Annotated in this window: 30 protein-coding genes and 1 pseudogene; 5 read left to right on the forward strand and 26 right to left on the reverse strand. The window is 68.6% G+C overall.

The genetic code is table 11. The features are described from left to right. The 3 genes and pseudogenes from B073_RS0131440 to B073_RS0131450 form a co-directional block, all read left to right on the forward strand. Positions 1-214 (forward strand): annotated as a pseudogene (locus B073_RS0131440) (hypothetical protein); the annotation flags it as partial. Between the two features lie 8 nt (positions 215-222). Further along, positions 223-825, forward strand: a complete 603-nt coding sequence (locus tag B073_RS41745) for a DUF5753 domain-containing protein (protein ID WP_234025217.1) — start codon at positions 223-225, stop codon at positions 823-825. Continuing rightward, entirely contained in the window at positions 822-1,049 is a 228-nt protein-coding gene (locus tag B073_RS0131450; RefSeq protein ID WP_018542057.1) for a DUF397 domain-containing protein, read from the forward strand. The genes B073_RS41745 and B073_RS0131450 overlap by 4 nt, the downstream gene beginning before the upstream one ends. Before the next feature lie 167 nt (positions 1,050-1,216). Here B073_RS0131450 and B073_RS0131455 read toward each other — a convergent pair whose 3' ends face one another. Genes B073_RS0131455 through B073_RS43035 form a run of 7 tightly spaced genes read right to left on the reverse strand, consistent with a single transcriptional unit; the run spans position 1,217 to position 8,968 of the window. After that, positions 1,217-1,474, reverse strand: a complete 258-nt coding sequence (locus B073_RS0131455; protein WP_018542058.1) for a holin — start codon at positions 1,472-1,474, stop codon at positions 1,217-1,219. A gap of 15 nt (positions 1,475-1,489) precedes the next feature. Continuing rightward, complete coding sequence (locus B073_RS0131460; protein ID WP_018542059.1) at positions 1,490-2,404, reverse strand: N-acetylmuramoyl-L-alanine amidase; 915 nt, start codon at positions 2,402-2,404, stop codon at positions 1,490-1,492. A gap of 21 nt (positions 2,405-2,425) precedes the next feature. Next, the gene (locus B073_RS46825; RefSeq protein ID WP_158690269.1) at positions 2,426-2,563 is read right to left on the reverse strand and encodes a hypothetical protein; all 138 of its coding nucleotides are present in this window, start codon (positions 2,561-2,563) and stop codon (positions 2,426-2,428) included. Positions 2,564-2,569: 6 nt separating this feature from the next. Then, positions 2,570-3,697 carry a hypothetical protein gene (locus tag B073_RS0131465; RefSeq protein WP_018542060.1) on the reverse strand — a complete coding sequence of 376 codons (1,128 nt, stop codon included), beginning with the start codon at positions 3,695-3,697 and terminating at the stop codon, positions 2,570-2,572. Next, complete coding sequence (locus B073_RS0131470) at positions 3,694-4,743, reverse strand: hypothetical protein (RefSeq protein WP_018542061.1); 1,050 nt, start codon at positions 4,741-4,743, stop codon at positions 3,694-3,696. The genes B073_RS0131465 and B073_RS0131470 overlap by 4 nt, the downstream gene beginning before the upstream one ends. Before the next feature lie 43 nt (positions 4,744-4,786). Next, positions 4,787-5,689, reverse strand: coding sequence for a phage distal tail protein (locus tag B073_RS0131475; RefSeq protein WP_018542062.1), 903 nt, complete (start codon positions 5,687-5,689; stop codon positions 4,787-4,789). 6 nt (positions 5,690-5,695) lie between these two features. Beyond that, a complete protein-coding gene (locus B073_RS43035; RefSeq protein WP_018542063.1) occupies positions 5,696-8,968 on the reverse strand; it encodes a phage tail protein in 3,273 nt (1,090 codons plus the stop codon). A gap of 188 nt (positions 8,969-9,156) precedes the next feature. Here B073_RS43035 and B073_RS41755 point away from each other — a divergent pair, with 188 nt between their 5' ends. Next, complete coding sequence (locus B073_RS41755; RefSeq protein WP_158690270.1) at positions 9,157-9,357, forward strand: hypothetical protein; 201 nt, start codon at positions 9,157-9,159, stop codon at positions 9,355-9,357. A gap of 23 nt (positions 9,358-9,380) precedes the next feature. On the opposite strand, the gene B073_RS0131490 is transcribed toward B073_RS41755, so the two are convergent. The 14 genes from B073_RS0131490 to B073_RS48375 form a co-directional block, all read right to left on the reverse strand. Next, complete coding sequence (locus B073_RS0131490) at positions 9,381-9,734, reverse strand: phage tail assembly protein (RefSeq protein WP_018542065.1); 354 nt, start codon at positions 9,732-9,734, stop codon at positions 9,381-9,383. Positions 9,735-9,770: 36 nt separating this feature from the next. Next, positions 9,771-10,340 (reverse strand): hypothetical protein, encoded by a 570-nt coding sequence (locus tag B073_RS0131495; protein ID WP_018542066.1) that lies wholly within the window; start codon positions 10,338-10,340, stop codon positions 9,771-9,773. Positions 10,341-10,452: 112 nt separating this feature from the next. Further along, complete coding sequence (locus tag B073_RS43040; protein WP_018542067.1) at positions 10,453-11,109, reverse strand: hypothetical protein; 657 nt, start codon at positions 11,107-11,109, stop codon at positions 10,453-10,455. Between the two features lie 85 nt (positions 11,110-11,194). Further along, a complete protein-coding gene (locus tag B073_RS0131505) occupies positions 11,195-11,614 on the reverse strand; it encodes a hypothetical protein (RefSeq protein ID WP_018542068.1) in 420 nt (139 codons plus the stop codon). Continuing rightward, entirely contained in the window at positions 11,611-11,895 is a 285-nt protein-coding gene (locus tag B073_RS0131510; RefSeq protein ID WP_026247905.1) for a DUF5403 family protein, read from the reverse strand. The genes B073_RS0131505 and B073_RS0131510 overlap by 4 nt, the downstream gene beginning before the upstream one ends. A gap of 4 nt (positions 11,896-11,899) precedes the next feature. Beyond that, positions 11,900-12,214, reverse strand: coding sequence for a hypothetical protein (locus B073_RS0131515; protein WP_018542071.1), 315 nt, complete (start codon positions 12,212-12,214; stop codon positions 11,900-11,902). After that, positions 12,211-12,642, reverse strand: coding sequence for a Gp19/Gp15/Gp42 family protein (locus B073_RS41765; protein WP_018542072.1), 432 nt, complete (start codon positions 12,640-12,642; stop codon positions 12,211-12,213). The genes B073_RS0131515 and B073_RS41765 overlap by 4 nt, the downstream gene beginning before the upstream one ends. After that, positions 12,626-13,657, reverse strand: a complete 1,032-nt coding sequence (locus tag B073_RS0131530) for a glycosyltransferase family 4 protein (protein ID WP_018542073.1) — start codon at positions 13,655-13,657, stop codon at positions 12,626-12,628. The genes B073_RS41765 and B073_RS0131530 overlap by 17 nt, the downstream gene beginning before the upstream one ends. After that, positions 13,657-14,637, reverse strand: a complete 981-nt coding sequence (locus B073_RS0131535) for a phage major capsid protein (protein WP_018542074.1) — start codon at positions 14,635-14,637, stop codon at positions 13,657-13,659. The genes B073_RS0131530 and B073_RS0131535 overlap by 1 nt, the downstream gene beginning before the upstream one ends. 35 nt (positions 14,638-14,672) lie before the next feature. Beyond that, positions 14,673-15,173 (reverse strand): hypothetical protein, encoded by a 501-nt coding sequence (locus B073_RS41770; RefSeq protein WP_018542075.1) that lies wholly within the window; start codon positions 15,171-15,173, stop codon positions 14,673-14,675. Next, complete coding sequence (locus tag B073_RS41775; RefSeq protein ID WP_018542076.1) at positions 15,170-16,231, reverse strand: hypothetical protein; 1,062 nt, start codon at positions 16,229-16,231, stop codon at positions 15,170-15,172. The genes B073_RS41770 and B073_RS41775 overlap by 4 nt, the downstream gene beginning before the upstream one ends. Beyond that, positions 16,197-17,675 carry a phage portal protein gene (locus tag B073_RS41780; RefSeq protein WP_018542077.1) on the reverse strand — a complete coding sequence of 493 codons (1,479 nt, stop codon included), beginning with the start codon at positions 17,673-17,675 and terminating at the stop codon, positions 16,197-16,199. The genes B073_RS41775 and B073_RS41780 overlap by 35 nt, the downstream gene beginning before the upstream one ends. Positions 17,676-17,697: 22 nt before the next feature. Next, a complete protein-coding gene (locus B073_RS41785; protein ID WP_234025218.1) occupies positions 17,698-19,017 on the reverse strand; it encodes a terminase in 1,320 nt (439 codons plus the stop codon). Positions 19,018-19,389: 372 nt separating this feature from the next. Next, positions 19,390-19,686, reverse strand: a complete 297-nt coding sequence (locus tag B073_RS48375; protein WP_018542078.1) for a hypothetical protein — start codon at positions 19,684-19,686, stop codon at positions 19,390-19,392. A 270-nt stretch (positions 19,687-19,956) separates the two neighbouring features. On the opposite strand from B073_RS48375, the gene B073_RS44730 reads away from it, so the two are divergent. After that, positions 19,957-21,342 carry a serine/threonine-protein kinase gene (locus B073_RS44730; RefSeq protein ID WP_078508265.1) on the forward strand — a complete coding sequence of 462 codons (1,386 nt, stop codon included), beginning with the start codon at positions 19,957-19,959 and terminating at the stop codon, positions 21,340-21,342. Between the two features lie 425 nt (positions 21,343-21,767). Here B073_RS44730 and B073_RS0131570 read toward each other — a convergent pair whose 3' ends face one another. From B073_RS0131570 to B073_RS0131590, 5 genes are all read right to left on the reverse strand, one after another. Continuing rightward, positions 21,768-22,001 carry a hypothetical protein gene (locus B073_RS0131570; protein ID WP_018542079.1) on the reverse strand — a complete coding sequence of 78 codons (234 nt, stop codon included), beginning with the start codon at positions 21,999-22,001 and terminating at the stop codon, positions 21,768-21,770. A gap of 475 nt (positions 22,002-22,476) precedes the next feature. Then, complete coding sequence (locus tag B073_RS0131575) at positions 22,477-23,280, reverse strand: pyridoxal-phosphate dependent enzyme (protein ID WP_018542080.1); 804 nt, start codon at positions 23,278-23,280, stop codon at positions 22,477-22,479. Further along, complete coding sequence (locus B073_RS0131580; protein ID WP_018542081.1) at positions 23,277-24,215, reverse strand: class I SAM-dependent methyltransferase; 939 nt, start codon at positions 24,213-24,215, stop codon at positions 23,277-23,279. The genes B073_RS0131575 and B073_RS0131580 overlap by 4 nt, the downstream gene beginning before the upstream one ends. A gap of 118 nt (positions 24,216-24,333) precedes the next feature. Then, positions 24,334-25,323 carry a DUF2637 domain-containing protein gene (locus B073_RS43045; RefSeq protein ID WP_078508266.1) on the reverse strand — a complete coding sequence of 330 codons (990 nt, stop codon included), beginning with the start codon at positions 25,321-25,323 and terminating at the stop codon, positions 24,334-24,336. Between the two features lie 68 nt (positions 25,324-25,391). Continuing rightward, positions 25,392-25,616 (reverse strand): hypothetical protein, encoded by a 225-nt coding sequence (locus tag B073_RS0131590; RefSeq protein WP_018542083.1) that lies wholly within the window; start codon positions 25,614-25,616, stop codon positions 25,392-25,394. Positions 25,617-25,634: the final 18 nt, after the last annotated feature.

Raw genomic sequence — 25,634 nt, forward strand, 5'->3', positions numbered from 1 at the left:
CGCGCCGGAGCTGCCCGAGCACCCGGACTACCCGCGCATCCTCGCCGCCTTCAACGAGTCGACCGGCCCCCTGCGGGCCAAGGACGTCTGCCAGGCCCTCGACCACGCACTGCTGCCGAAGAACATCGAAGGCACCCGGGCCAAGCTGAAGCGCCTGGTCAAACTCGGCATCCTCACCGAAGCCGACACCGGCTGCTTTGCCCGGCAGCAGTAGCCCGCACCGTGGCCAGCACCCCTGCCCCAAGCCTCACTTCGAAACGGACATCAACTCGCGAACCGCCCACTGAGAGCATCCACATCTATACGCCGAGCCTCATCCCCGGCCTTTTGCAGACCGGCGCATACGCACGTGAGATCATCGCCGCAACAGCGATCACTCGTACGCCGGAAGAAGTAATCGCCCTCGCCGAGGTCCGCAAAATGCGGCAGGCCATACTCACCAAGCCCGGCGGGCCTCTGAAGCTGTGGGCCGTAATCCATGAGTCGGCGTTGCACCAACGGTTTGCATCACAGCCCGCCCTCATGCGTGAGCAGCTCCGACACCTGCTCGACATGACCAGCCTGCCCAACATCACCATCCAGGTCATGCCACTGGTCGCCACGCCCCACCCGGGGATGCTCGGCCTCTTCCAAGTGGTTCGATTCCCACACCCATGGCCAACGGTGGTCGATCTGGAGAACCTCCGCGGCGGATACTTCGTAGAGGGAACCGACGACGTCAAGGTCTTCGAGGACGCCTTCGATCGTGTGGTCGCCGCTGCCCTTCCGCCCGAGGACTCCCACGAGACAATCAAGCAGATCATGGAGGAGAGGACCCTCAAGTGAGCACGACCAACCGCAAAGATGAGCTGTACGCGATCGACCTCAGTGAAGCCAGTTGGCGTAAGTCTCCGTCCAGCAACGGCGGGGAGCACTGCGTGGAGATCACTGATCTCCCTGGAGGCGGCATCGCCGTGCGGGACTCCAAGACGCCGGAGAAGGAAGCTCTCCGCTACACAGCCGAGGAATGGAACGCGTTCCGGCAAGGCTTGATCGACGGCCTCCTGTAGCCCTTGGACCCCCAATGGCCCTTCGCCAACGCCAGTCCGGGCATCGGTGACGGGCTGCGCTCCTCAAACAGCGAAAGCGCCCCCGCACTCCGGCACAGAGCCGGAGCGCGGGGGATTCGTTGTCTTCAACGGGGCCAGTCGGCAATCGCGGTAGTAGTGGCCGTGCGTCAGCCGGTACCGTCGGCTCCACCCGGGGTTACCGATTCGGTGATGCCCGGCCCAGGCTTGCCTGTGCCTGCCGTGGCGATCGAGGTGATGACGGAGAGGACCGTCGCGACACCTGCGAGGGCCAGAGCGTGGGTCCACGGAAGGGAAAGCAGGTCGGCGGTGTCGAGTCCCAGGGCGGCGAGGAGGGTCTGGGCGAAGGTTTTCACGGCGCGTTCGGCAGCGTTGGCCCAAAACGACGTGGTGAAGAGTGTGGCCATGTGGGGGTCTCCTGTTCAGTCGGTGGCGGTGAAGCCGTGGCGCTTGCCGAGGGCGGTGAGGGAGTTGCGGCCGGGGATGCCGTCGGCATCGCGGCCGGTGTAGCCGCAGCGGCGTTGCCAGGCGGCGTATGCGGTGGCCGTCTTGGTGCCGTACGAGCCATCGACCCAGGTGGATGCGAGCAGGCCCTCGGCGGCAAGGGCCTGCTCGACGCGTAGCACCTCGGCCTTGTAGGTGGTGTGCCCCTGGGCGGCCGGAGCGTCCGTGCGGGCGGCGGCGATGACGTGGGCGAGGCTTACCGCCGGCTGGGCATCGGTACCACCGCCGCTCGGCTTGCTGCCGAGCCTGTCGGCGATGCGGTCGCGCAGGTCCGGCATGCCGAAGCTGGGGTCTGTCTTGGTGTCGGTCCACTCCTTGTGACCGATCACGGACTTCGCGGTCCAGCCGTGGGCACGGCAGATGGCTGCCGAGACGCGTTCGATGGCGTCGAGCTGTTCGGCCGGCCAGGGGTCTTCGCCGTCGCCGAGGTTGATGCACTCGAAGCCGTAAAACCTCGCGTTGCCGTCGGTGTCGTTCTCGTTCGGGCTGGGTGGGGCGTCGCCGTAGTTCTCGGCGATGACGGCGTCCAGGACGTCGCCATCGCCGGTGCCGGCGTGGTTGGCGCGGCCGTTGCCGATGAGGTGGACGGTGCCGGTCTTGTCGATGACGCCCTGGCACAGGGGGCCGGGCAGTTCGTCGTATCCGCTCCAGCACATGGAGACGGAGGCGCTGGTGCCGCTGGTCACGGTGTGGTGGATGATCACGCCGTGGACGGGCCCCCACGCACCGTGTCCCGCTCGGTTGTGGCTGCGCCAGCCGTCGTGTTCGACGACGGTCACGCCTTCGTTGCGAAGTGCCGTGACGAGGGCATCGGCGGAGAGGGGTGTGGCCATGGTCGTTCCTTCCTGGTGTGTCTACAGCTGGTTGTCGGGGGTGGTGCCTTGTGGGGCGGGAGCGTCCTCGGGGCGGGCTGGTAGTCGGCCGCGGAGTTCGCGGACGTCCTCTTCGAGGCGGCGGAGGCGGTCGAGGAGGTCCGGGGGGATCACTGCCATAGGGGCTCAGCCCTCTCTGGTGGAGTTGAGGCGGGTGCCGCGGTTGGCGGCATCGAGGAGAAGGGAGGCGGTCTCGGCCTGCCCGCGTTCGGCGGCGCGGACGGTGATGCCGACGACGCGGTAGCGGCCGGCGAAGCCGGCCGGGGACCACACGTCGGCGATGCGGAGGCGGATGGTGGCGCCGAGGATGGCGGGGGTGAGGTGGGCGGCTTCGAGGGCGACTGTGATCTCCGGGATGACCGCGCGGGTTGCGGCTTCGGTGAGGTCAGCGGCGGCGTGGTCGTCGAGGACGGCCTTGGTGGTGACGCTGGGGTAGTCGCTGGTGCCGTCGAGGTGGGGCCAGCCGGCTTTGATGGCGCCGGTGACTTGGAGCGGGGTGGACATGAGCGGCCGGTTGCTGCCCGTGCTGGTGGCGCCGCGGGATTGCCAGTGGGTGGCGGCGGTGGTGGCGTCGTAGGGGAAGGTGTAGGCGGTCACGGCGCCGGGGTAGTCGAGGATGACGTCGGCCGGGCCGCGGCTGGTGGTGATGCGGGGGTGGCCGAGTTGAAGTTCCTTGATCCGTTCGCCGGCGTCGTCGCGGTAGCAGCGGATGCGCCATTCGAAGCCGCCTTGGACGGCGGCGAGTTTGTCGAGGAGTTCGCGGATCTTGGGCAGGTCGTAGTGGCTGTACGTCCGGGTCCGCTTCCCCCCTGAGGCGCCCTGGCCGAGGCGGATGCCGATGTCGCCGCCGTCTGTGGACTGCGCGAAGCTGATCAGGCGGCGCGCGATGGTGAACTGGTCTTCGTCGGTGGCGGTGAAGTCTGTGGTGAGCAGCCGGTGGTCGAGGTAGCTGTCGAAGGTGGCTGCTTGGATATCGGCCTTCGCCGGTGTTCCGCGGCCGGTTGAGCTGAGGGAGGCGGTCCATACGATGCCGCCCCACCAGATCACGCCATCGCGTTCGATCCAGACGGCGGTGCGGCCGGGGATGACGGCGGCGCGGATCCGGTCGGCGGTGGCGCGGTCGGGTGCGGTGAGGGTGCCGGACAGGGTGCCGGTCTTGCCGATGTAGTCCTCCATGGACACTCCCGAGATGGGGAAGGTGTCGCGGACTTGGTCGGTGCGCAGGTCGCAGAACAGGGCGCGGTAAGCGGTCATGCACCGATCCAGAACATCGACAAGTTGGTGTAGTAGCCGGGCACGTCGGTGATCCGGGTGGCGGTGTAGAGCTGCATCTCGATGTAGTCGCCGGCGCCCAGGTAGGCACCGATGCTGCCGCCGTGGCCTTGCGCGCCGCCAGAGGCCGCGGTGTAGGTGAGCTGCCATTCGGAGTCGCCGCCGTTGCGGATGATCCGTACTCGGGCGTCGCGGGCTCCTTCGGGCCAGGTGTGCTGGGCGGTGATCTGGTAGAGGCCGGGGACCGGGGCGGTCAGGCGTGAGGGGCGGGCCGTCGTCCACACGGCCGGCTCGGAGGCGGCGCGGACCCCGTCCCACATCACGGACACGTAGGTGTTGGCGGGGAGGTTGTAGTGGTCGCCTTTGACGACCTGGGCGTAGTGGCGTTCGACGACCGGGCGCCAGGCGGTGCCGTCGAAACGCTGGGGCGCGGTGCCGTCGTCGCGGTACTGGCCCCGGTACGCGCCGGCCGCGTCCGGCTGCGGGACGATGCCACCGACCGCGGCGGTGTAGCGGCGGACGTCGGTGGTGGCGGTGGGGAAGTCGATGCCGCCGGTACCGGCCGAGGTCTTCGCCGGGACCGCCACCCGGTACAGGCCCAGAGCCCCGGCCGGCAGCGGCGGCGGGGTGGGGGCGGCGGACGGTGTGCCGGGGATGATCTCGGCGGCGGCGCGGACTTGGCCGGTGTTGTCGTGGGCGGCGTCGTAGATGCGCAGCACCACCAGGTCGATGCGGGGGTTGGCCGGGTCGCCGTCGATGAAGGTCAAGGTCTCGGGGGCGGTGACGGAGACGGGGTAGGCCCCTTGGATCTCGTTGCCCTGGATGAGGGCGCGGCCGGTGCCGAGCGTCGCGGTCATGGCTCCGGTGGCGGCGAGGGCGAAGGGGTTGCCGCCGGGGATCACGCCGGGCTGCGTGGTGAGTGTGCCGGCGGGGGTCATGGCGGTGATGGGGGTGAGGCGGGAGTCGTTGCGGGTCTGTCCGCCCGCGGCATCCCCGCGGGTGGTCAGCCATGCCGCGCGCACGGTCATGCGAGGGCCCCTTCTTACGAACGGTCGGGAGTGGGGTTGCGGGTCACCACCACGCGGAGCGCCAGAGCACGGTGAGGGCTCCGGTGCGGGTGAACTCATGGGCTCGGAAGGCCAGTAGCGAGGTGCCGGGCGACAGGGTGAAGGCGCGCTCGGGGGTGCTGCGGTAGGTGGCGGTGTAGAGGCGTGGGGTGGTGTCGTTGAGGGTGACGGTGCCCTCGCGGGTGTCGATGACGAGCCGGTCGGTGTCGGCGAGGGTGATGTCGTATTCGAGGACGGCACCCGTGGCCTGGTTGGTGATCGCGGGCCGGCGGACCGGGCCGGTGATGACCAAGACGGGGTAAGCGTCAGCGTCCCCGGCGTTGTCGATGGCGGCGGTGCCTGGTGTGGCGTTGCCGCCCCAGTCCAGGTCCCATTCCAGACCTGGCGGCGGGTCGGCGGCGTACCAGTCGAGACCGGGCTCGGGTATGGGCAGTCCGATACGGGCAACCTGCTCGACCACCTCGTACCGGCGGGGGTCTGAGCAGGTCCATTCGATCGAGCCGCTGGGGTTGCCCCAGGTGTATTTGCGGTCGGCTGGCAGGGCGCGGCGGGTGACGCGCCCCCACATCAGGCGGCGGGCGCCGGCAAGCTGGACGACAAGTGGGTCCTCGTCTTGCCGGAGGGTGGTGGCGCGGCGCAGTGCGTCGAGCACGCCTGGGAGCCCGGTTGTGCCGCGGCCGTCGTCGATGAGGAAGTCGAAGGCCAGGACGCGTGGGCCGGCCAGTAGCTGGCCGGCCCACGCGCCGTGCGAGGAGGGCATGGCGACGGAGGCGTTGTCGAGGGAGGGCAGGTCGTCCCAGCCGGTGAGTTGCCGGCCGTGAATGTGCGTGCCCTCCCCCATGAGGAACGAGCCGAACTGGATCTGCCCGTCCGCGCTGACTTGGACCTCTGCGGGTCCTGCGCGCATGCCGGGTCACCCCCTCCCCTTGGCCAGCCACGCGAGTTCGCGGGCGATACCCGCCGGGCTCTGGTTCTCGTGCGCGACGAAGGTGTCGATGGAGACCAATGGCCCGCCCGCCGGGCCACCAGTCATCGCCGCGGCGCCGCCGTGGGCTGGCGTGACCTGCGGGGCGAATACGGGCTGGTAGGCGGCCACCTCGTCTGTGACCCCGCGCAGTTGGGCGCGTAGGGCGGGGACGGAGGCGTGAATCCCGTCCATGAAGCCGGTCAACACCAGCCGTCCGGCCGGCCGCAGGATGCGGGCGTCCCGGGCCGGCGGCCCCTTCCAGGAGGTGAGGCCGTCGGTGATGTCGCCGAGGAGGGACCGAACGGACCCGATCATGGAGCGGATGCCGCCGATGAAGCCCTGGATCAAGCTCGCACCGGCGTTCCACAGCAGGGAGCCGACGTTGCCCAGGGCGCTTAGGGCCATGGACGGGACTCCGGCCAGCCAGTTGATGGCCTGGCCGATGCCCTCCCGCACGGATGCGAGGAATCCCGAGGCTGCTTCCTGTGCCTTGCCGGCGAGATAGCCGGGCAGGGCGGCGATGGCCGACAGGGCTTTGCCGGGCAGGCCGGCGAGCCAGGACACGATGTCGCGCACCATGTCGGGGATCACGCTGTGGCCGACCAAGTGGTCGTACAGCCACTCGAAGAGGCTGGAGATGCCCTTGACGACCGACTGGACGGCGGCGATGGCGGGTGCCAGGAACCGTCCCAGGCCAGTGATGAACGTGATCAGCTTCTGAAGCGCCGGGATCGCGTACTGCGTGATGGCGCCGATGCCCATGCTGATCAGTGCGGCGGACAGGTTGGCGATCGGCGGGATCAGCGGGACCAGCGCGGGGAGGAGCTTGGCGGCGAGCTGGGTCCCGAGCTGGGTGAGCTGAGGCAACAGGGGCGCCAGGGCCGTGAAGAGCTGGCCGAGGGCTACCCCGACCGTGCCCATCGCTGACGCGAGCTGCGGCATGATCGGCGCGAGCGAGTTGAAGATCACGACGAGCTGGTCGGCGTAGCCTTTGACGAGCTTGGCGATGATGGTCGCCAGGCCCGACAGGGCCGGGGCCAGGAACGATCCAATGCCGTTGGCCAGTTGGGTGATGACCGGCGCCAGCGCGGCAAAGACGCGGGCAAGGGCGCCGAAGATCGGCTGGAGTGCGGGCAGCAGTGCCGCCGCGATCTTCCCCACGGCCACGAGCAGCGGCGAGAACGCCACCACCAGCTGCCCCACGGCGCCGGCCAGCGACGCAAGGACCGGCCCCAGGGCGCGCAGCACCGGCTGGAGCGCGGCGCCCAGCGCCTTGATCAGCGTCTGCGCCGGCGGTCCGAGCTGCGCCAAGACCTGCCCGACGACACGCAGTGCCTGCCCCAGCAGCGGCGCGGCGGTCTTGCCGAGCTGCGCCATCGTGGCGAAGAGCGCCTTGAGGCCGCCCTGCACCTCCGGACTCGCAAAAGCCGTGCGCATGGCGCCGGTGATGCTCTGCAATGTCGCCATGAACCCGCCGCCCGAGACTTGTGCGGCGCTGAAGATATTCCCGATGATGCCGACGACGTTTCCGGCCACCTTCGCCAACTGGCCTATCAGGCCGATGGCTTGGTCGATGAATGCCGTCAGCTGGCCGGACGCCAGACCCTTGCTGAGCTGCGCGGCGATACGGGTAGCGGCACCACCTGCCGCCTTGGTCACCCGGTCGAAGGCGGGTGCCGCGGCTACCGCGATCTGCGTCAGCGCCGTGACGAACTGCCCCGGGACCCGGGAAAGGTTGCCCAACCCCTTCGAGGCGCCCGCCAGGGCCTGCCCCAATTGGCCGTTGGCAGCCAACTGACGTACGGCCGCCACCACGCCCGTGCCCATCTGATTCAGTGCGCCGGCGGTATCGACAAGGCCGCGGCGGAACACCGGCAACGCCACGGTGCCGGCCGCAGTGATCTGGGCAGCCAGGCCGTCGAAGAGGCGCTGTTGGACGGCAGTGCGTAGCGCCGTGAACTCTGGCTGCATGCCTCGTAGCGCCAGCACGAACGAGCGGGCGCTCGGCGACAGCTTGGTCAGCGCCTGCTGGAACTTGTCCGCCTTGGCCGGGTCGAATGCGTCCTTGAGGGCGTCGCCGACGCCCTGCGTGCCGATCTTCAGGGCCGCGGCCGCCGAGACCATGCCGACGATCCCCGTCGCCGCGAGGGCCGCAGCGGGTGCCATGGCCTGGAGCGCGGCCGTCAGCCCGGCAGCCACCGGTACGGCGGCGCCGATGGCGGCCGAGATCTTCCCGAACGTCCCCGCGATGCCCCCGAGGCCCGTGGCGATGCTGCGCAGCCGGCTCAGCGCCGAGGAGGTGTTGGCGATGGAACGGCGGTCCCCCTCGGTGCGGACGGGGACGAGGATCGGTGGGGCAAGGTGTGCGAGTTCGGCCCGCAGTCGGGCGATGGCGGCGGCGTTCGCCGTCGGCTGCACCCGAACTGGAAGCGGGCCCATCCCGCGTAGCTCGCCCCGCACCCGGGAGGCGAACCCGGTCAGCGACGGCACCACGGGCACCTTGGCCCGTGCGTAGATCGGTTTGCTCAGCTCCGCCCGCAGGCGGTCCTTGAACGTGCCCATGTCGGGAAACACAGGCACTTTGACGCGCGCCCGCACCCGGTCAATGGCTGCACGAAGACGCTCGCCGAACCCCTCGGTATCGGGCGTGACCGGCACGTTGACCTCTGCCTTGACACCCGCCGTCGCGGCCCGCACACCTGCGGCAAATCCAGCGGTGTCCGGGGCCACCTTCACTTTCATCTGCACGCGGAAGCGATCCAATCGCGCCTGCAACTGCGTGCCGAAGCCGGATAGATCCGGGGTGGCAGGCACGCTCACACGCGCATCGACACCCGCTACGGCGGCCCGCACGTCGGCAAGGAACTGGCCGATGTCTGGGACGACGACTTCCTGCAATCGCTCGGCGAAGCCGGAAACGTCCGGAGCGACGGGCACGCTCACGCGCGCATCGACACCAGCCGCCGCGGCCTGCACATCGGCAGCGAACCGGCTGGTGTCCGGGACGACCTTCACCTTCAGTTGTGCTCGGATGCGGTCCAGCCGCGTCCGGAGCTGCTCGGTGAAGCCAGTGGCATCTGGGTTGATCTGTACGCCTACCTTGGCGCGCTGCTCGATCCGGTCGAGGTAGCGCTGGAGGGAGGTGGCAAACCCTGAGGTGTCGGGCAGGACGCGGATTGCGAGGCGGTCAACTTCGCGTCCGCCGGGGGATCCCGCCATGGCCGCGTCACCTCCTTAACGGTTCAGGACGGTGCGCTGCGGAAGCGCTCGGGAAGCGGTTGCGCCAACGGGTGCTGGGACAGGTCCAGCGGGTCGGCAGACCGCGGCCGGCTCCCTGGGCGGGGGATCGGTTTCGGCGGTGGGACTGCTTTCTGGCTGTGCGCTTGGGCGACGGCCCAGGCGGTGTGGTGGGCAGCGTCGATGGCGTGGGCCAGCAGGTGTGCGTGGAGGTCCCAGCCGCGTTCGGCGGGATCGCCGCCGAGAGCGGTGGCGAGGGCGGATCCGGAGGGGAGGTGCTCGACCAGATCGAGGACACGGCGCGGCGCGAGCCGGCCGCGCCACATGTCGGCCAGGTCCAGGCCGTAGTGGTGTTGGAGGTCGGCGCGTAGTGCGGCGCCGTGTCCTTGGGCGATCAGTTGGCCGAGCTGGAGGCTTCCGGGGCCTGGGTGCCGCTCTGCCAGCGCTCGATCAGGTTCATCACCAGGCCCGGCTCCCAGGAGGCGAGTTCGGGTTCAAGAACTGCGGAGTCGTCGGCGACCGTGAGCAGGAGCCGGCGCATGGCGTCGATGACGGCGGCGAGCCGGTTCTCCGCGCCGGCCGCGGTGATCTCGCTGAGTAGCTGCTCGACGGCGGTGTAGTCGTCCTTGGCGAGCATGAGCATCGACCGCAGCCCGACCACGGCGCCGGAGTCCAGGAGCAGGGGCACGGCCTCGTACGTCGTCTGGGCTTCGGCGCGCAGTGCTGCTATCGAGAGGGGTTCGGCCATAACGGCGGTTCTCCTTGGGAGGGGTGTGGGGCGACGTCAGGAATGGGGGCCGGAGCTGGCGACCGCGGCCCATTCGCCGATGGCGCCGCCGATGGTGGAGGACCCGAGGAAGGTGGCGACGATGGGGAAGGACCAGAACTTGGTCGCGTCCATCTTCACCGCGTCGGATCCGAGCAGCGAGGTGCGCGGGTGCCACAGCGGCACCATGTGCGCACCGTCTATGACGATGAACAGCAGGGCGCCGACCTGCGGTTCGGGTCGGGCGGGGATGCGGAAGGATCCGTCGGGTTGCACTGCTTCGTGGCCGGCGCCGAAGTAGAGCCGGTAGGTGTCGGCGGTGGCCTGCACGGAGTTGAACGTGACGGAGTACGTCACGTCGGGGCTGGTCTGGCGCAGCTTGGCGTTCTGCCACGTGCCGACGGTTTCGGGCTTGTCGCCGTCCCGGCCGAACTCCGGCAAGTCGTCCAGTGACGTGTGGCCGATGTTGTTCCAACCGGGGCCCGGGTTGCGCGGGTCGGTGATGGCGGTGGGCTTGGGCGTGTCGGGATCGGCGAGGTGGATGAAGCCGGAGCCCGGGATGATGGCGGCTTCGTCGATGAGGGGCATGGTGAAATCAACCTCCTTGACAGAAATAAGTAATGGCCACTTTCATCAAGTGGCCATAAACGAGGTTCTCTGTGGAGTTGCGGGAGTCAGGAGAAGCCTGAATTACTTGACGCTAGCTCTTCTCCAATTTCGCTTGCTCCAACATGATCGCAATGGATCCGGCCCTATACAGAGCTTCGTCGGCAACTTCGTCGTCGAGTGTCCACTGGGGGCCATCCGCCTCCCAGTAGGGGTCCACATCATCAAGGAGCCTGTGGGCGAAAGAGTTGCGGCGATCACGAAGCCACTTGAGGTGCTCGTTGAAGACATCGGCCTTGTCCTCACCGATCCAACGTTCGGCAAGGGTCTCTGCCTTCCTCGTCAGGCCAGCCCGGCGCAGACGTTCATCGTTTGGCTGGTCCAGCAACTGGTTCATGAGCGATTCCAGTGCAGCCACGGCAGCCACGAGGATTACACCAGAACTGATACCCCTAGCGTCACGGTCCAACAGATGCAGCGACTCGTTGAGCACTTGGTCGCTTTCAGTCTCCCAGCCCGAAACTCTGTGTTCGCCGGAATGCCGAATCTCCCGGAGCTCCGCCAATTCCGAGTCGATACTTCCATTCATCTGGCGTCGCATCCAAGCAAGGGCAGCCAGTCGTTGCTGGAAGATCAGGAACTCTATTATCTGGGCATCGGGGTAGTAATCTGACGCCGCAAATATGGGGTAAGTGTCCTCCAGTTCGCTGTCGGTGTCCTCATCGCTCTCGTGTCCCTCGGCGACGTCCATCGCCCTCCTTCGCTTGGCTCAAACCTTCAGGATCAATGAACAGGTCCTGCGGTGCACGCGAGTTTCGCAGTGCACAAGAGTTGGCTCAAGATGCGGGCCGAGCGGTGAGTCTGTAGGTGGCTTGGAACCGGAAGAGGTCGGTACCGGGGGTGGGATGGCTGTCACGGATCTCGGCCGGTCCTGAGGTCTCGCCCTGAAAGTGGGAGAGGTAGCCTCCAGCGTCGGTGTAGGAGAACTGGGCGGCGCAGGCGTCGAAGAGGACCGCGCGGGCCTGCCGCGCCAGGTAGTGGGCGGCGCGCCGGTCGCCGGCCGCAGCCTGCACATCGATGAGGGCAGCGTCCAGGCCACGGGGATCCGGTGCGGCGCCGGCCACCCGGCGCGCCACCACCAGCGGCAGGTGCTCCGCCCAGTCATCCGGCCACAGCGTGAACACCTTCGCCTGCGGGAGCTCGGCGGTAAGCGCGGCCCGCACCAGCTCGTCAATGTCGGGGAGAACGGGTGTCATGCCTGGCCCGCCTCGATGGCGTGGATCCCCTCAACGAAGCGGCCGTTGGCCGCGGTGTGGCCATAGTTGATCGCCAGGATCTCCGGATGAGCGATGGAGACGGTGGCGTCGGTGGCGTTCGTCTCCACGCGCAGTGAAGCACGGAGGCGGCCTGTGCGGACGTGGCTATCGACCACGGCTTGCACGCGGGCGGCTCGGGCTTCCAGTTCGGCACGTACCACTGCGCGGACGGCGGCAAGGTGCGCGATTTGGGCATCAAGTGAGGGACTGACGCGGGCCATGGGGTCACCTCCTGCGGATGATCGCGGTGTCGTGCCGGGTGCGGGGCGAGCCACGGTGGCGGGCCGGTTCCCCGACAACGGTCCAGGTCTGGCCGCGCCACACCACCCGGGACCACGGGCCCGCGGGCAGGGCGCGGGCGATGACCCGGTAGGTGGTGGTGACGAGGTAGCCGCTTTCGGGGTAGTCGGTGGAGGTCACCGGCTGGACGCGGCAGCGCACAGTGACCGGCGCCCCCTCGGGACCGCGGGTACCGTCCGGCAGCACCGGTCCAGCCGGATAGATGACGACCTCCTCAGGCCCGCGGTCGAGCAGGCTCACTCGCACCACCACCCCGGCCACGGCGGCTCGACCGGGCAATCACACGGCCCGCGATGGCGCCGGCAGCGGCGCCGGGGGTTGGTGGGGGCGATGGTGAAGGCACCTTTGTTGATCCCGAGCATGGTGAGCTCGTCGGGCAGCAGGGTCAGGAAGCCGGCCGCGGCGCGGGAGTCGAACTGGTACGAGTAGTCGCCATCCCCCTCGGCGCGGTAGCCGTCGGGGTTGCGGGCAACGCGAGCGACCATGGACGCCTCGATGAAGTCCACCGTGGCCGCGGTCACCTGCCCGCAGGCGATGCGCCGGTCCAGGTCCCGGACCCGGCCGCGCAGGTACGTCTCGGCCTGCGTGATCAGAGCCTGAATCTGCTCGTCGCTGAGGTCGGTGCCTTCGGGCAATAGCGCCTTGACCTGCTCAACGGTCGCCGTCACCGCCGCGCCTCCGCTCTCCCAGGGCTTCGACGGCCTCGGCCCAGACCTTGAGGTCGGCCGCCGGGTCCAGTTCGGCGGACCGTTCCAGCGCACGGGCGGACGCCTGCGCCCATGCGTCCGGCTCCAACACGGTGGACAAGACCGACAGCCAGGCATCGAGGTCGTCCCGGTCGGCGAAGATGCCCGCATGGCCGAGGGACTCAGCCAGCCCCGGTGTGGGGTGGGCGACCACGGGGATGCCGGAGGCCAGTGCCTCCACTCCGACCCGACCCCAGGACTCATACGAGCTGGGCATCAGGACCAGGCAGGACCGGGCATAGACGCGGTCGCGCATCTGGTGCCCGGGAACCTGCTCGATGATCTCCAGATTGGGAAGCGGCTGAGGTGGGCGGACCTGGTCCCCGTAGGCACCGAGCACGCCGAGGAACTTGGTCTCGGGCATGCGGGCGGCGATCCGCCAGAACAGGTCCCCGCCCTTCTCGGCGTTGAGGTTGACCAGGGTGACGCACTCCCCCGGCGTGGTGCGGTACTCCTCCGCGAACACCGGGGGCCGCACGATCGCGGTCGCCTTCGGGCGGGCGTGGTCGGCGATCTCGCCGTAGAACACCTCGGCCTCGGTTTCCATCCAGTGCGAGTTGTAGACGGCGAGATCGACGCCGGCGGCGTGCCGGAACGTGGGCGCGTGGGTGTTGTGGCAGACGGCGACCATCGGAACCCGGTACTCGCGGGCCAGCGAGGCGACCGGCGGCACGTTCTCCAGATGGGAGAGCAGCACATCGGATTTGCGGGCGTGGGCGGCGAAGTCGATGCGGGCCTGGAACGGGATGACCTGCACGCCGTCGAGGTCGTAGCGGTGTGGGATCGGCCCGTACCGGGACAGCCACACCGTCACCTCGTGGCCGCGCTCGACCAGGACGCGGAGCATGGAGTGAAGCATCCATTCCCCGCCCGCGTTGTGGGCGGGCGGGTAGGCGTGCACCCGGGCCGTGATCTTCAGCGGGCGGGGATCGGCCATCAGCTACCGCCGCCCTTGCCGGTCAGGGTGACGAACGCCTTCGGGTTGCCGACGACGAATCCGAAGTACGCCTCGGCCAGGAGCAGGACGAGGTTCTCCTGGAACGCGGAGTGCCAGACACCGTCGGTGTCCACGTAGCCGGCTTCGGTGGAGATCTTGAGGGTGATGTCCATACCGACGCCGTACGCGCACTGGCCGAAGTCCCCGGCGATCAGGCGCAGCCCGGTGTCGCGGGCGCCGCTCTGCCGGATGACCTTCCCGGAGATGCCTCGGCTGTAGGAGAGCGGCAGGCCCACCAGGGAGCCGGACCCGACCGCGCCGACGCCGGGGGTGGTGGTGTCCACGAAGATGGGGCGGCCGTTGACGTCGGTGGCCAGCAGCAGCTCCGGGCGCAGTCGCGGGTCGCCGGCCCAGCCAGTCACGTCGTACCCCTCGGACGGGTGATCCGGGTCGTCGTCCCCGTCCACCACCAACTTCATACCGGCGACCAGGTCGGCCCAGATGCCGCCCTTGTTCTGCGGCGCGGTGCCGAGCTGGACGGTGTAGGGGGTCGCGGTAAGGAAGTCTGCGAACGGGCCGACGCCGCCGGTGGGCGTCTTGCCGTGGATCGCGGCCAGGTCGAAGGCACGGGCGAGGGCCTTGGGAAGGTCCTGCTGGATCTGCGTGTAGAGGCCGGCCGCATTGCTGTTGGCGACCTCCTGGGAGACCGGCACCAGGCAGGCGACCTTCTTCCCCTGCATGGTCTTGACACCCATGCCCGCGGTGCCGGTGGGCTTGGGGCCGCCCTCATCGACCCAGCCGGCGACCGGCAGATCCATCGGGACGGGGATGGCGGTCTGCGCGGTCATGGACAGCGGCACCTTGCGGGCCAGACTCATGACCGCGGACTCCTCCACCGCCCGGTCGAAAATCGGGGTCGTGATCTCCGGCGGCAGGAGAATCTGCTCGATGGCGGAAAGCTTTACCGGGGGTGCAGCCATAACTGGCCCTCACTTTGCAAAGGTTGGGGCGCGCGTCAGCGCAGCCGGGTCTGGATGATCTGGGCGAACCTGTCCGCCGGGGACAGCGGCGCGGGATCGCCGCCGCCCTGGAGGCGGTCGGGGCGGGGCGGACGGCCGGCGGCCGGGGCCAGCTCTGCGAGCGCCTTGGCGTCCTGCTCCATCGCTTCCTCGTCCTCCCCCTGGATGCGGGCAACGAGGGCCTCGGGGAGGTGGTACTTGCGGCCCAGCCGCTCGCGGGTCAGCTGCTGCTCGGTCTCCGCGAGGCGGTCGTGGGCGAGCTGAATGGCGGCCTTGGCCTCGTCGGGGTCGGCCATCCCTGCCAGCTGGTCTTTGAGCTCGCGGAGTTCGATGCGGCGCCGTGCCGCCTCGTCCCGGGCGCGGGAAAGCTCACTGCGTACCCAATCCGGGAGCGTCGCTTCATCGTTGCCCGGGGCCGGCTCCGGCGGTTCGGCATGGGCGGTTTCGTCGGGCGGTGGGGTCTCCGGGGTGGCCGGTGTTTCCTGCGCGTCAGTCATGTTCCGCTCCCTTGGTCGCGGCGCGGTGGATGGTTGGTGAAAAGGGGTCCGTCCGCCTGTGCGGGCAACGCGCCGCGGGATCGGGCACGGCGGCGGCGCGCATCGATGACGCGCCGATAGGCGTTGATCGCGTCCCGCCCGGTGTGGCCGTCGGTGGCCTCGTCCCACAACTCCCGGAAGGCGCGCCCCTGTTCGGATATCCAGGCGGTGCGCAAGTAGATGGGCACGACCTGGCAGTGGCACTGGTTGTGGTACTTCTCCAGGTCTTCGGGATCGACCGGCGGCACGTTGCGGCCGGCGTGCCCCTTGAGCTGGGCGGCATCCCGGGACCGATACACGGCCCCGCGGCTGGCGAGCATCGCGCACCAGGCGCACGGGTCCGCGCTGGTCACCCGCACCCAGCCGACCACCCGCGGGTCGGCCGACGAGGCGCGGTGGAGGAGATCACGGCCCCCGCGGAGGACTTCACGGTCGGCCGCGGCGGCCGCCGATGCGCCGGCGTCGCGCATCACGGTGTCGAGTTCGGCTAGGAAGTCGGTGTCGTCCAACCGCCCGCGGCCCGCCGCCCCTTCGGCATCGGCCAGGCGCCGCCGGGCATGCACTGGGCCGGTGACGGCAAGGGAGGTGCGAGCCGCGGCAGCGAAGGCCTCCTGGTCTTCGTCGGGCCAGGCGTAGTCGTCCTCGATGACCACGGCCCGGCCATCGTCCCCGGCCGAGGGCAGGTGGATCTGCGCCCGGCTGGCAAAGTCGCGGCGCAGCCTGCCAAGGGTGGTCACCTCCGCCACGGGGGCGGAGGCGTAGGGCGGAAGCGTCGTGTCCGTGTTCAGCGCGCGGTGAAGCCGCAGATAGGAGGCGGCCAGGTCCCGCGACCGGGCCCGGGAGGCGGTGATGACACCCAGGGACGCGTCCATCCACTGCGGCGCGGTCTCCTCGATCCGCCGGGGCTGGATCATGCGTTGCCAGTCACTCATGACCCGGCCGGCGGCGCGGGAGGCCAGTGCGACCTGGGCGCGGCGGTGTGCGTCAGCCAGTTGCCGGGGGCTGCTGACCGGTGCCATGCGCCACCCCCTCGTCCGCGTTCGCTGGTGGCTGCGTTGGGGCGCGGCTGGCGCGGTCGAGCGATGCGGCCAGGCGGGAGGCGGGATCCGCTTGCCGCCACAGCTCCGCGATGCGCTCCTGCTCGCTCACCGGCAGGCCGAGGGCCTCGGGCCCGTAGGCGGGCGGGAACACCCCGGTTGAGATCATTTTGGAGACGTAGTCCGCCTTCGCGGCCATCGTCGGAGTCGCTGGATCCCGCCACACCATCGCCAGGTTTTCCACGCCCTGGGGAAGGGTGCCGCCTTCGGCGATCCAGATCGCCAGGCGCATCACCTGCTCCCACGGCCCGCCGAACGCGCGTTGCCGACGCTCGCACGCCTTGACCAGCCGCGCCTCTTCCGCACGGATCGCGTCCGCGGAGGAGGGGTTGTCCGCGCCGACGGCGAAGTAAGACAGCGGGACACCCTGCAACGATGCGGCGATCTTGCCGTAGGTGGTGATCGCCTCGGCGAAGTTGTGCAGCTCGGCGGCCGGGAACTGCCCAGCCTTCGCCTGATCGTTGGCCAGCGCCCACACCCGGCCCAGGTACGCCTCCCAGGCGGGAATCTGGTTCCCATCAGCGTCCTCGAAGTCTTCCCGGCTCGCGCCGAGAATGTAGCGCTGCGGCACCGCCTGGAACTCCGTGGCGATCTGCATGTTGGTGATCGCCCGGCAGCAGGCATCGGCCACCGGGATCACCCGGAGCATCTCGCTGCGGCCGGCGCGATCAGACACCCGCGGTCGGTTGACCAGCGGCACCACCGGAATCTGCGGCATCCCATGAACGTCGCGATCAACGACCACCCAGCCGCCGGCCTCGCCGCCGCTGTCGCGGACCACCTGCACGGTCTGCCCCGGCAGGAACAGCGAGGCGGCAACCGTGGTGGTGCTGCGCGCATACTGCGGCAGGTCCACCTCGCGCGGATCCTGCACGAAACGCGCCGCCGCCCGCACCTGGCGGGTCAGCGGATCACGCTCGTGCGCCATCCACAAAGGCGACTCCACCGTGATCACCGGCGCGCCGCCGTGGTCGGTGCCGACCACCACGTAGGACCGCCCATAGATCAGGGCGTCCGCGTGGGCGAGCTGGGATTCCTCGTCCAGCCCGCTGGCCTGCCAGATGTTCCACAGCACCTCCGAGGGCGCACCGCTCGCCGAGGTGCGGATCCCCTCCACATCGAGACGCTCCTCGATCGTGTCCGCGGCCTGCGCAGGCCACGCGATCACCGTGCGCAGATCCTCATACCCGGGCGGGACGTTCAGGCCGATGGAGCGCATGTACCGGTCGGCGTCGTAGTAACGGCCAAGCACGTCCAGGCCACCGTCGTGCAGCGACGCGGTGCGGGCATTGAGGAGCCGCTGGTAGAGGCGATTGAGGGTGCCTTCCTCGTCAGTGGTGAGCCGCTCAGCGGGGGCGGCGGACATGCGATCACCCCCGTTTCTGTGGTCAGCGCAAGATGGTGACCTTGCGGGAGCGGTTTCGGGCCCCGGTGGCAACGGCGTCGAGACGGCATTGCCAGGCCAGGACAGAGGCGACCGCGGCGTCGATCTTCCGCGGCGAGTCGGGGTGTTCCTTGGCGATTTGAAGACCGGAGGTCGAGGGCCGCCGCCGGGCGTTGAGCACATGCCGGGTCAGAACAGACGAGCCGCTGTGGGTGAGCTCTCGGTCCACGACCGCGGCATGGAACTTCTCCAGCGCGCGGACGATCAGCCCCGACCGGCCACCGGTCATCCACCATTCGACGGGGTGCTGGCGCGTGGACTTCACCGGGAGCTTGGCGCCGTACTTGGCCTCCCAAGTCGCGACGTGTCCCTCCCACTTGGCGGGGTCGGCGTAGAAGCCGACCACGTCGAAGCGTCGGAAGGTGTCATCGACCGCGGCCAGTACTTCGGCGACCGGTACCTCCCAGGTGTCCCCGGCCGGGCCGTCGGGCTGCTCCCAGACCTGGATCGGGAAGAGGTGACCGTCTTCGACCCGGCATGCCATGAGAGCCGTAGCGTCCGTCACACCCTTGCGGCGCCGGCGCGATCCGTCGAAGCCCAGCACAATGCGGTCGCCATCCCTGACGGTCTTGTCCGGCGCGGCGCAGCCGGACCATTCGGGCTGGGAGAGCCAGCTGTCGGTCGCGTGGGTGACTTGGTTCAGGAAGTAGCGGCGAGCATCTTGCGGGTCGGTGTCGGGGTCCCAGAAGTCCATCAGGACCCGGCGCAGGTTCACCCAGCCGCCGTTCACATCGGCGCTGCCGCCGTAGGCGTGCGCGAGTCCGGCCAGGAGCGATGCCTCGTCGCCCGGATCGGTCTCCGCCGGCGCTTCGCGGTGGTCGAAGAGCAGCCCATCGTCGGCCTTCGTCTTGCCCTCGATCTGCTTCTTCCACGCCTCAAACGACCGCTCCGCAACCGAGTCCTCGCCGGGCACGAAGGCGTTGGGGGTCTCGACACTGGCGCCGTTCACCTTGGTGAGGTTCCGGCGGATCGTGGCGGCCAGCTTGCGGCCGCCGTTGTTGGGAAGCCACGACTCCGTCTGGTCCAGTACCGCGAAGACAGGGCGGAAGCCTTCGCGCGAGGAAGCCGCGGACGTGACGTACTCGATGCGGCCGTCGGGGACGTTGACGAAGCTCTCCATCGGCTCGATGGCATACGCATCGTGTACCCCACCGTTCCTGGCCATCTCCAACAACGGCTCCCAGGTGTTTGCCGTCTGGTCCTCGGACACGGCAACGATCTGGACCTTCGCCTTGAACCCCAGGGAGGTCCACTCCCGACCCACCGGTTCACCGTCGGCGTCCCAGCCGTCCGGGACTACAGGGCCAAGCGCCTCCGCAAGGCACAGCGCGGCCAGGAGCGGGGACGTAACTTGCCCCAGCCTTTCGGCCGGGACAAGACCCCCCTCCGGATACGGCGCCCATTGGTCAACGTGCGCCCGCGGATCGCGGGGCCCTCGAAGTCAGGGCGGAGGGCGTAGAGCTGGAGCACGAACAGCGCCTGCTCATCCGTCAGCAGCAGCGGCCCACCGGCGGCGGGACCGTCCGGGACGACCAGGTACTCGGCCATCCAGTCCAGCACCTGCCAGCCCAGGGTCGGCTGTTCGCCCGGGTAGTTCGGACCGCGCCAGGGCACGAGCGACCACCCCCTCCGCGGATCACGTCTCGGCGGTGTCCGTCGTCGTTGGCTTGATCACGCGCAGCGCGGCGTAGCGGTCGCGGGCTGGCGTCTCCCGGGCCGGCCGTTGGGCATCGGCTTCGTCGGCCTGCGCGAACTGCATCCGCAGCCGCGAGCGGTCCTCCGGGGTGGCACCGAACTTCGCTACCCGTAGTCGTAGTTCGGCTGCCGCGGAGGCTTCGCCGTTCCACAGCCGGGCGTGGATGAGGGCGGTGTCGAGGAGGAAATCCCAGTCGGTGGAGGAGAAGTGCTCGGCCTGCGGCGACGCACGCCACATCGCCCACCACTCCCTCGTCCGGTCCGGCCAATCCCCCTCACTGCCTGGCCAGTTGGGCAGCTCGGGTGGCGTAGCTTGCTCGATACGCAGGATGGCCTGAGGGGCAGGATCAGCGTTGCGGCGAGCACGACGCGCGGGATCTTTGGGGGCGGGGCCGCGACCAGCCACTGGCGATCAACCCTTCACTTTCCGGTGAGCTGATTGCGAGAATGCCACCTGCAACAACTGCACAGCTCCTGCGGCTCATCCTTCTGACGATCGGCCACGCGCATGGACCCTCTACTGGCCGGAGATCCCGAACAAATAGGGCCTTACCGCACAAGCCACAGGCTCGGCGCGGGAGGAATGGGGCAGGTATTTCTCGCTGCCACCTCGGACGGAGACCTGGCCGCCGTCAAGGTGATCCGCCCGGAGTTCGCCCGCAACCCCAGCTTCCGCCGGCGTTTCGCACGCGAAGTGAGCGCAGCCCGCCGGGTCGGCGGGCTCCATACCGCCTCAGTTGTCGACGCTGATCCCGAGGCAGCGGCGCCATGGCTGGCCACGGAGTACATCCCCGGCCCTTCCCTACAGGACCGCGTAGCTCAGAGGGGTCCCCTCGATCCAACTGGGGTGCTCACTCTGGCCTCCGGTCTAGCCGAAGGCTTGGCCGCCATCCATGCATGTCGGTTGGCCCACCGCGACTTGAAGCCCGGCAACGTCATACTGGCCGAGGACGGCCCTCGCATCATCGACTTTGGCATCGCACAAGCGCATGATGCCAGCACCTTGACAACTACCGGAGTTGTCGTCGGCACCTACGCTTACATGGCCCCAGAGCAGGTCCATGGCGAGCAGGCCAGCCCAGCCAGCGATATCTTCTCTTTGGGCGCTGTGTTGACCTTCGCAGCCACCGGTCGCAGCCCGTTCGAGGCTCCCAGCATCCTCGCCATCGCCCGCCGAATCGCCGACGAAGCGCCCAATTTGGACGGAATTCCAAGCGACCTGCGGAAGCTAATCCAGAACTGCCTAAATAAGGCCCCGAACGATCGACCCGCCCCATCCGCGATCTCAGCTCAAGCTAAGAGCGCACTACTCGCGGACCCAAGCAGCCCACCACCTAAACACAAGTCGACTAATCCGGCGATACACTCGAAAGGCTCCGGATATACACCAACGGAAAAGTCGACATCCCCTAAGCCAGCGACAGCTTCACCGAAAGTCCCTACGAAGACGACCGCTTCCCAACTGAAGACATGGGGAGTTGCCGCAGCCCTCCTAATCGGCTCAATCTCCGGGGTTCTCGCCTATCTCAATCGCGATCAGCATGGAACTCCGCTGCCCGACAAGTATGTTGGGACATGGACAACCACAGGGCTCGGCCTCTCGTCTCCTGCCGATGTTTCTCTCCGACTCAGCCCAGGATACGCAGGGGATCAGCTTGGCAAATTTCACACCACCTTCACTCGAGGCACCGACACCGTACCCTGCTCATACCATTTGAAGATGACTAGGAACGATGGCGCCTGGGCCTTCTTCGATGCCACACCTGTGGCTAATCCTGCTAGCGAATGCGCGACCCTCACGACCATTCAAGTCGAGATTTTTAGAAATGAGAAGCAACTGACTTACATTCCCAATGCACACGATGATGGGGTGGACGTGTTGAATAAGAGCTGATCTTTCCCGCTAATGGCAACGGTCGCCGTGAACCCCAGACTCGTACATCTACCGAGCCGCAATACGCTTGCGGTGTTCAGGCCGGCCGGGGAGGGGGATCCCCCAGGGGTGGAGAGATCATCGCAGGCCCGGGTGGCGTTCCGCTGGCCGCCGACGCAGCGGCGGGCGCTTAGCGCGGCGTGCGGCGGCACTCTCGGCGGCTGTCTTGCGCTTGTGGTGCCAACGGCAAAGCGACTGGAGGTTGTTGTCGCTGTGGTCGTGGCGGTCGCCGATGTGGTCCACGTCCGTGGCGACGGCGGGGCACCGATTGCCGTCCCGCATATAGGCGGTGCACCGGTAACCGTCGCGGGCGAGGACGCGGGGGCGGATCGCGGTTGCCCAGTCCGCGGGAAGCTCGGCGCGGCGCCTACTCGATGTCCAAGCCATCACGTGCCCCCGCGGTCTGCCTTGGCGTGCGTGGCGGGGTAGATGCCGGTGGCCCGCTTGTGTAGCAGGTTGCAATACCCCTCGGCGCGACCCGGCATGTACTTCGACAGTTCGCCTACGCAGCGGTCGAAGTCGCCGGGTGTGCCCCACCGGATTTTGGCGGCGCCCTTTCCCCGAGCCCAGTAAGCACGCAGCGTTTCGGCGTTGCCGTCGCCGGGCCGGCGGTCCGTCATAGCTACTCCGTTCGGTGCGTGCGATGTGGCATGCTGGCGCCTGCGGTCCGCCCCCGCTATCTCCGGGGGCGGGCCGCATACAGGATCAGTCGCAGGTGTTTTTCTCGACTGCGCACATGATTGTGAGGCGGTCACTTATGGAGACAACGGGGCCGACCAAGTACCCGTGATCCGGCCCGCCTTCGACGTACAGGCGCACGATCGATTCCGCAGGGTACCCCTTAAGACCTTCTATTAATTGACTCACCGTGCAGTCTTCCTGAGACATCTCGCCCTCCCTATACCTATTCTTCGTTCCGCCTGAGGAACTTTCCTTTTGGCAGCTGAGACAGTAGGGGAGGTTCGAAGAGTGCGCGAGGGGCTGCGGCAATTATTTCTGCATCTTCTTCACGTGGCCCAAGGGCTCCCAGCTGCCTCCGGGGTGCCCCAGGCGAAAGAACGACGCTGTTCGCGGTACCGGATCGGTGACTGCCGTTCACGGTCGCAAGGCGGATGCGCGTACGCCGACCGCCCACAGCAAATCACCGGAAGAAAGGAAAGGGAGCGTCTTGGCTTCGTAATGCGGATCCAGTGCCAGGGCACCGAGCCGGTTAGGCACGGAGTCTCCGAATGCCGCGGTGGTGGTGACGAGCGTTGCGCGGGCGTGCCAACCAGGGGCGTATCGGTCGAGGACGGGCGTCGGATCACCGCCGACACGAACGCCGAGCACCGGCGTCCGGCTACTGGCTCTGGCGAGTCCGCGCAGAATGGCCGCGAGGGTGATGCCTGATCCAACAGGGACCACAATCCGGCGGACGTGGGACGGAAGTTGCGCGGCTTGATCGGCCACTTGCTCCAGGTAGACGGGGTGCTCCATGCCGTACGGCACACAGGCCCAGCCTCGGCCGGAAAGGTGCTCGGCGTCGGTGCGATACCGGGCTCGTATCACGGATAGCCGACCGGGGCAGTGCCGGAGCACCTCGGCTTCGGCTGCCGCGGCGAGTGCGGTTTCGGCGGTGTCGGCACCCCAGCCGGTGTGCAGTCGGGATGGTATCCCGAGGGCGTGGGCGACGATGGCCGCCCGTTCGAGCTGCGGGCTGATCCGCGCGCCCGCGCTGACGATGCCGGAGGCACCCCCGGCCACGGTGAAGAGGGCCCGTGCCTTGGCTCCGGAGGCGCCGCCTCGGGACCAGGCGTCTTCGCGCTTGACCAAGATGCCGTCGTGTTCTTCGACGGGCGTTACGGCGGGGGTGAAGTCGGGAACGGCGAGAGCGCGGGCGAGGAGGTCGAGACCGTTCACGGGGCGACCTCGGCCAGGCGGGCGGTGGCGCACTTGGGGTCGCCCTTGACGAAGGTCAGGACATACTGGTGATGGCGTCCCATTTTGCGAGAGGCGCGCCATTGATTGCCGAGCCGCATGGGAGTTGTGCCGAGGGTGTTCATCAGTATCGCATCGTTGTAGAGGCGGGCGCCGGCGGCCTCATGGGCGGCGATGGTGAGGGGGATGAGTCCGCGGATGATGCCGGCGGAGTTGCGGACCTCGCCGACTACCCAGGTTGCGAAGCTGTCTTCGGCCAGGCATCGCACGGAGTCCGCGATGATCTCTCGGTATGCCTCGGTGAACTCCTTCCACCGCATCGCCGAGAGGTCAGCTGGGTGATCGGAGTACTTTTCCAGGTTGTGGTAGGGCGGGCAGGTCATGACGTAGTCGTATGCGCCGGTGGCAAAGTCGGGTAGCACGTCGGCCGCATCTCCAAGGATCCAGCGGGGTTTGGCCGCGAGGAGATCGCGGGCAGCCCAGTCGGCTGCCTGATCCTCGTTCGCGTCTACCTGCGACGGAGAGAGGTCTATGCCGGTGTAGCGGTAACCGCCATTGCCGGCGACCAGCCCGCGCACCGAGCCCCCGGCGAAGGGGTCGAGGACGGATCCGCGTTCCGGGCAGTACCACTCGTACAGCACCTCGGCGAGCACCGGATCGAACGTCGAGAGCCCGCCGTTGATTGAGGTCAGGTACTTCTCGGCGAACTTTCCGCGGGAGGCATACGTAGTCGCGTGCTCGCGCCCGGTGCGGCTGGCAAGGCCGAGGTCGTTCCAAGCGGCGCGACGGTCACGCCACGGGCCGAGGTCGGTACGTAGGACAGAGAACGGGCGGATGCCGGGCAGCGGCCCGAGGGTAGGCGCCACGAAAGACACGTCGTCGCCGTCGTCAAACAGGGCCTGGGAGCTGGTCGGCATGCGATCACCTCCCAGGCAGGCATGAAGGAACCCCGTCACGGCGGGGATGCGTGACGGGGCTCGGAGTCTGAAGTTAGTGGCTATTTCCGGGCACGCCGGAAGCGCCGCCAACTCTAGGTCACGGAAAGGTAACGGCGCAAGGGGTGTTGAGCGCCTTCTCGATCTGCTCGCGGATCTGGCTGGCTCGGGTGCGCTTGACCCCGAGGGCGTCGCCCAGGGCGTTCTGTGTGGGGCGCTTGCCGAGTGTCTGCCGCACCTGCCGGTAGGCATCCATCCACTCTCGCGGCACTGCGGGGGCCGCGCCTGGCTCTGTGTCGGCGTCGTCCACTTCGTCGCCGGCTGGCCATGGCGGGGCGGTGAATGTGGCGGCGAGCGGCTGTGGCTCCGGTGGCGCTGTGCCGTCGTCCTCGGTGGCGGTGAACGGCGGCATCTCATCGATGGTGGCGATGAGGGCGGCGAGGTCTATGGCTGCCACTGGCGAGCCGCCGGTGGTGCCACCCGTGGTGGGCTGCTGTGTTGCGTGTGCGGTGGTCGTGGCGGCGATTGTCGCCTCGTCGGCTGCGGCACGCGCGGCTTCCGCGGCGGCGCTGGCGTCGCGTACGGCGGCGGTGATGGTGCTGGCTGCGGCGGTCGCGCGGTCTGCTGCGGCGACGACAGCGGCGACCGATGGTGCGGCGGTGGTAGCGGTGGCGTCGCCAGGGGCGGGCAGCAGGCGGACGAGGAGTTCCGTGGCGGCGAATTGGGCGGCCGGCGGTGTGACGGCGATGGCGATGCCGAGTGGGGTGCCGTCGCTGTGGGCGATGTTGAACGCCAGGGAGATGGTGGCGAAGGCGATCACGGTGACCCAGTACGGGCGAGGGCTGCGGCCGGCGTGCTGGGCCATGACGACGCCGACCGTGCCGACGACCGCGCCGCCATCCACGAGGACCGCGAACATCCACACCACGTCCCCCGGAACGCCGTGCTGAAGGCCCAACGCAGTTAAGGCGGCGAAGGACAACCGGAAGGCCAGATAGGAGAATCCGGCGGTCATCACCGCCGACACCGCGAGCGGCACCCAGCGGGCGTGGCCCGAAGTCCGGGGGCGAGTAGGGTAGGTGGTAGCCATACGGAGGGGTACTCCTTCGTAGCGGTCAGGGTCCGTCCGGCGGTGACGTCGCCAGAGGCGGACCCGATTTATTCGGTGGGTTCGGCGGCCTGCTCGGCGCGCAAGATCTGGCGGATACGGCCTTCCGTGAACTGAAGCTCCCGCGCGATCTGCGCGACGGAACGCGGCTTGTGGCCACTGCCCCCGAGCCGGGCTTCGACAACGATCCGGCCGAGTTGCTCTTTGAGGTTCAGGGCCTCGTCACGGATGCGGACGGCGTCGTCGTATGTCAGCTTCGGCTTGCGTTCGGCCATGACGGGTGCCTCTCGTGA

Origin of the sequence: Streptomyces sp. MspMP-M5 (genome assembly GCF_000373585.1) — a bacterium.
Lineage (GTDB): Bacteria > Actinomycetota > Actinomycetes > Streptomycetales > Streptomycetaceae > Streptomyces.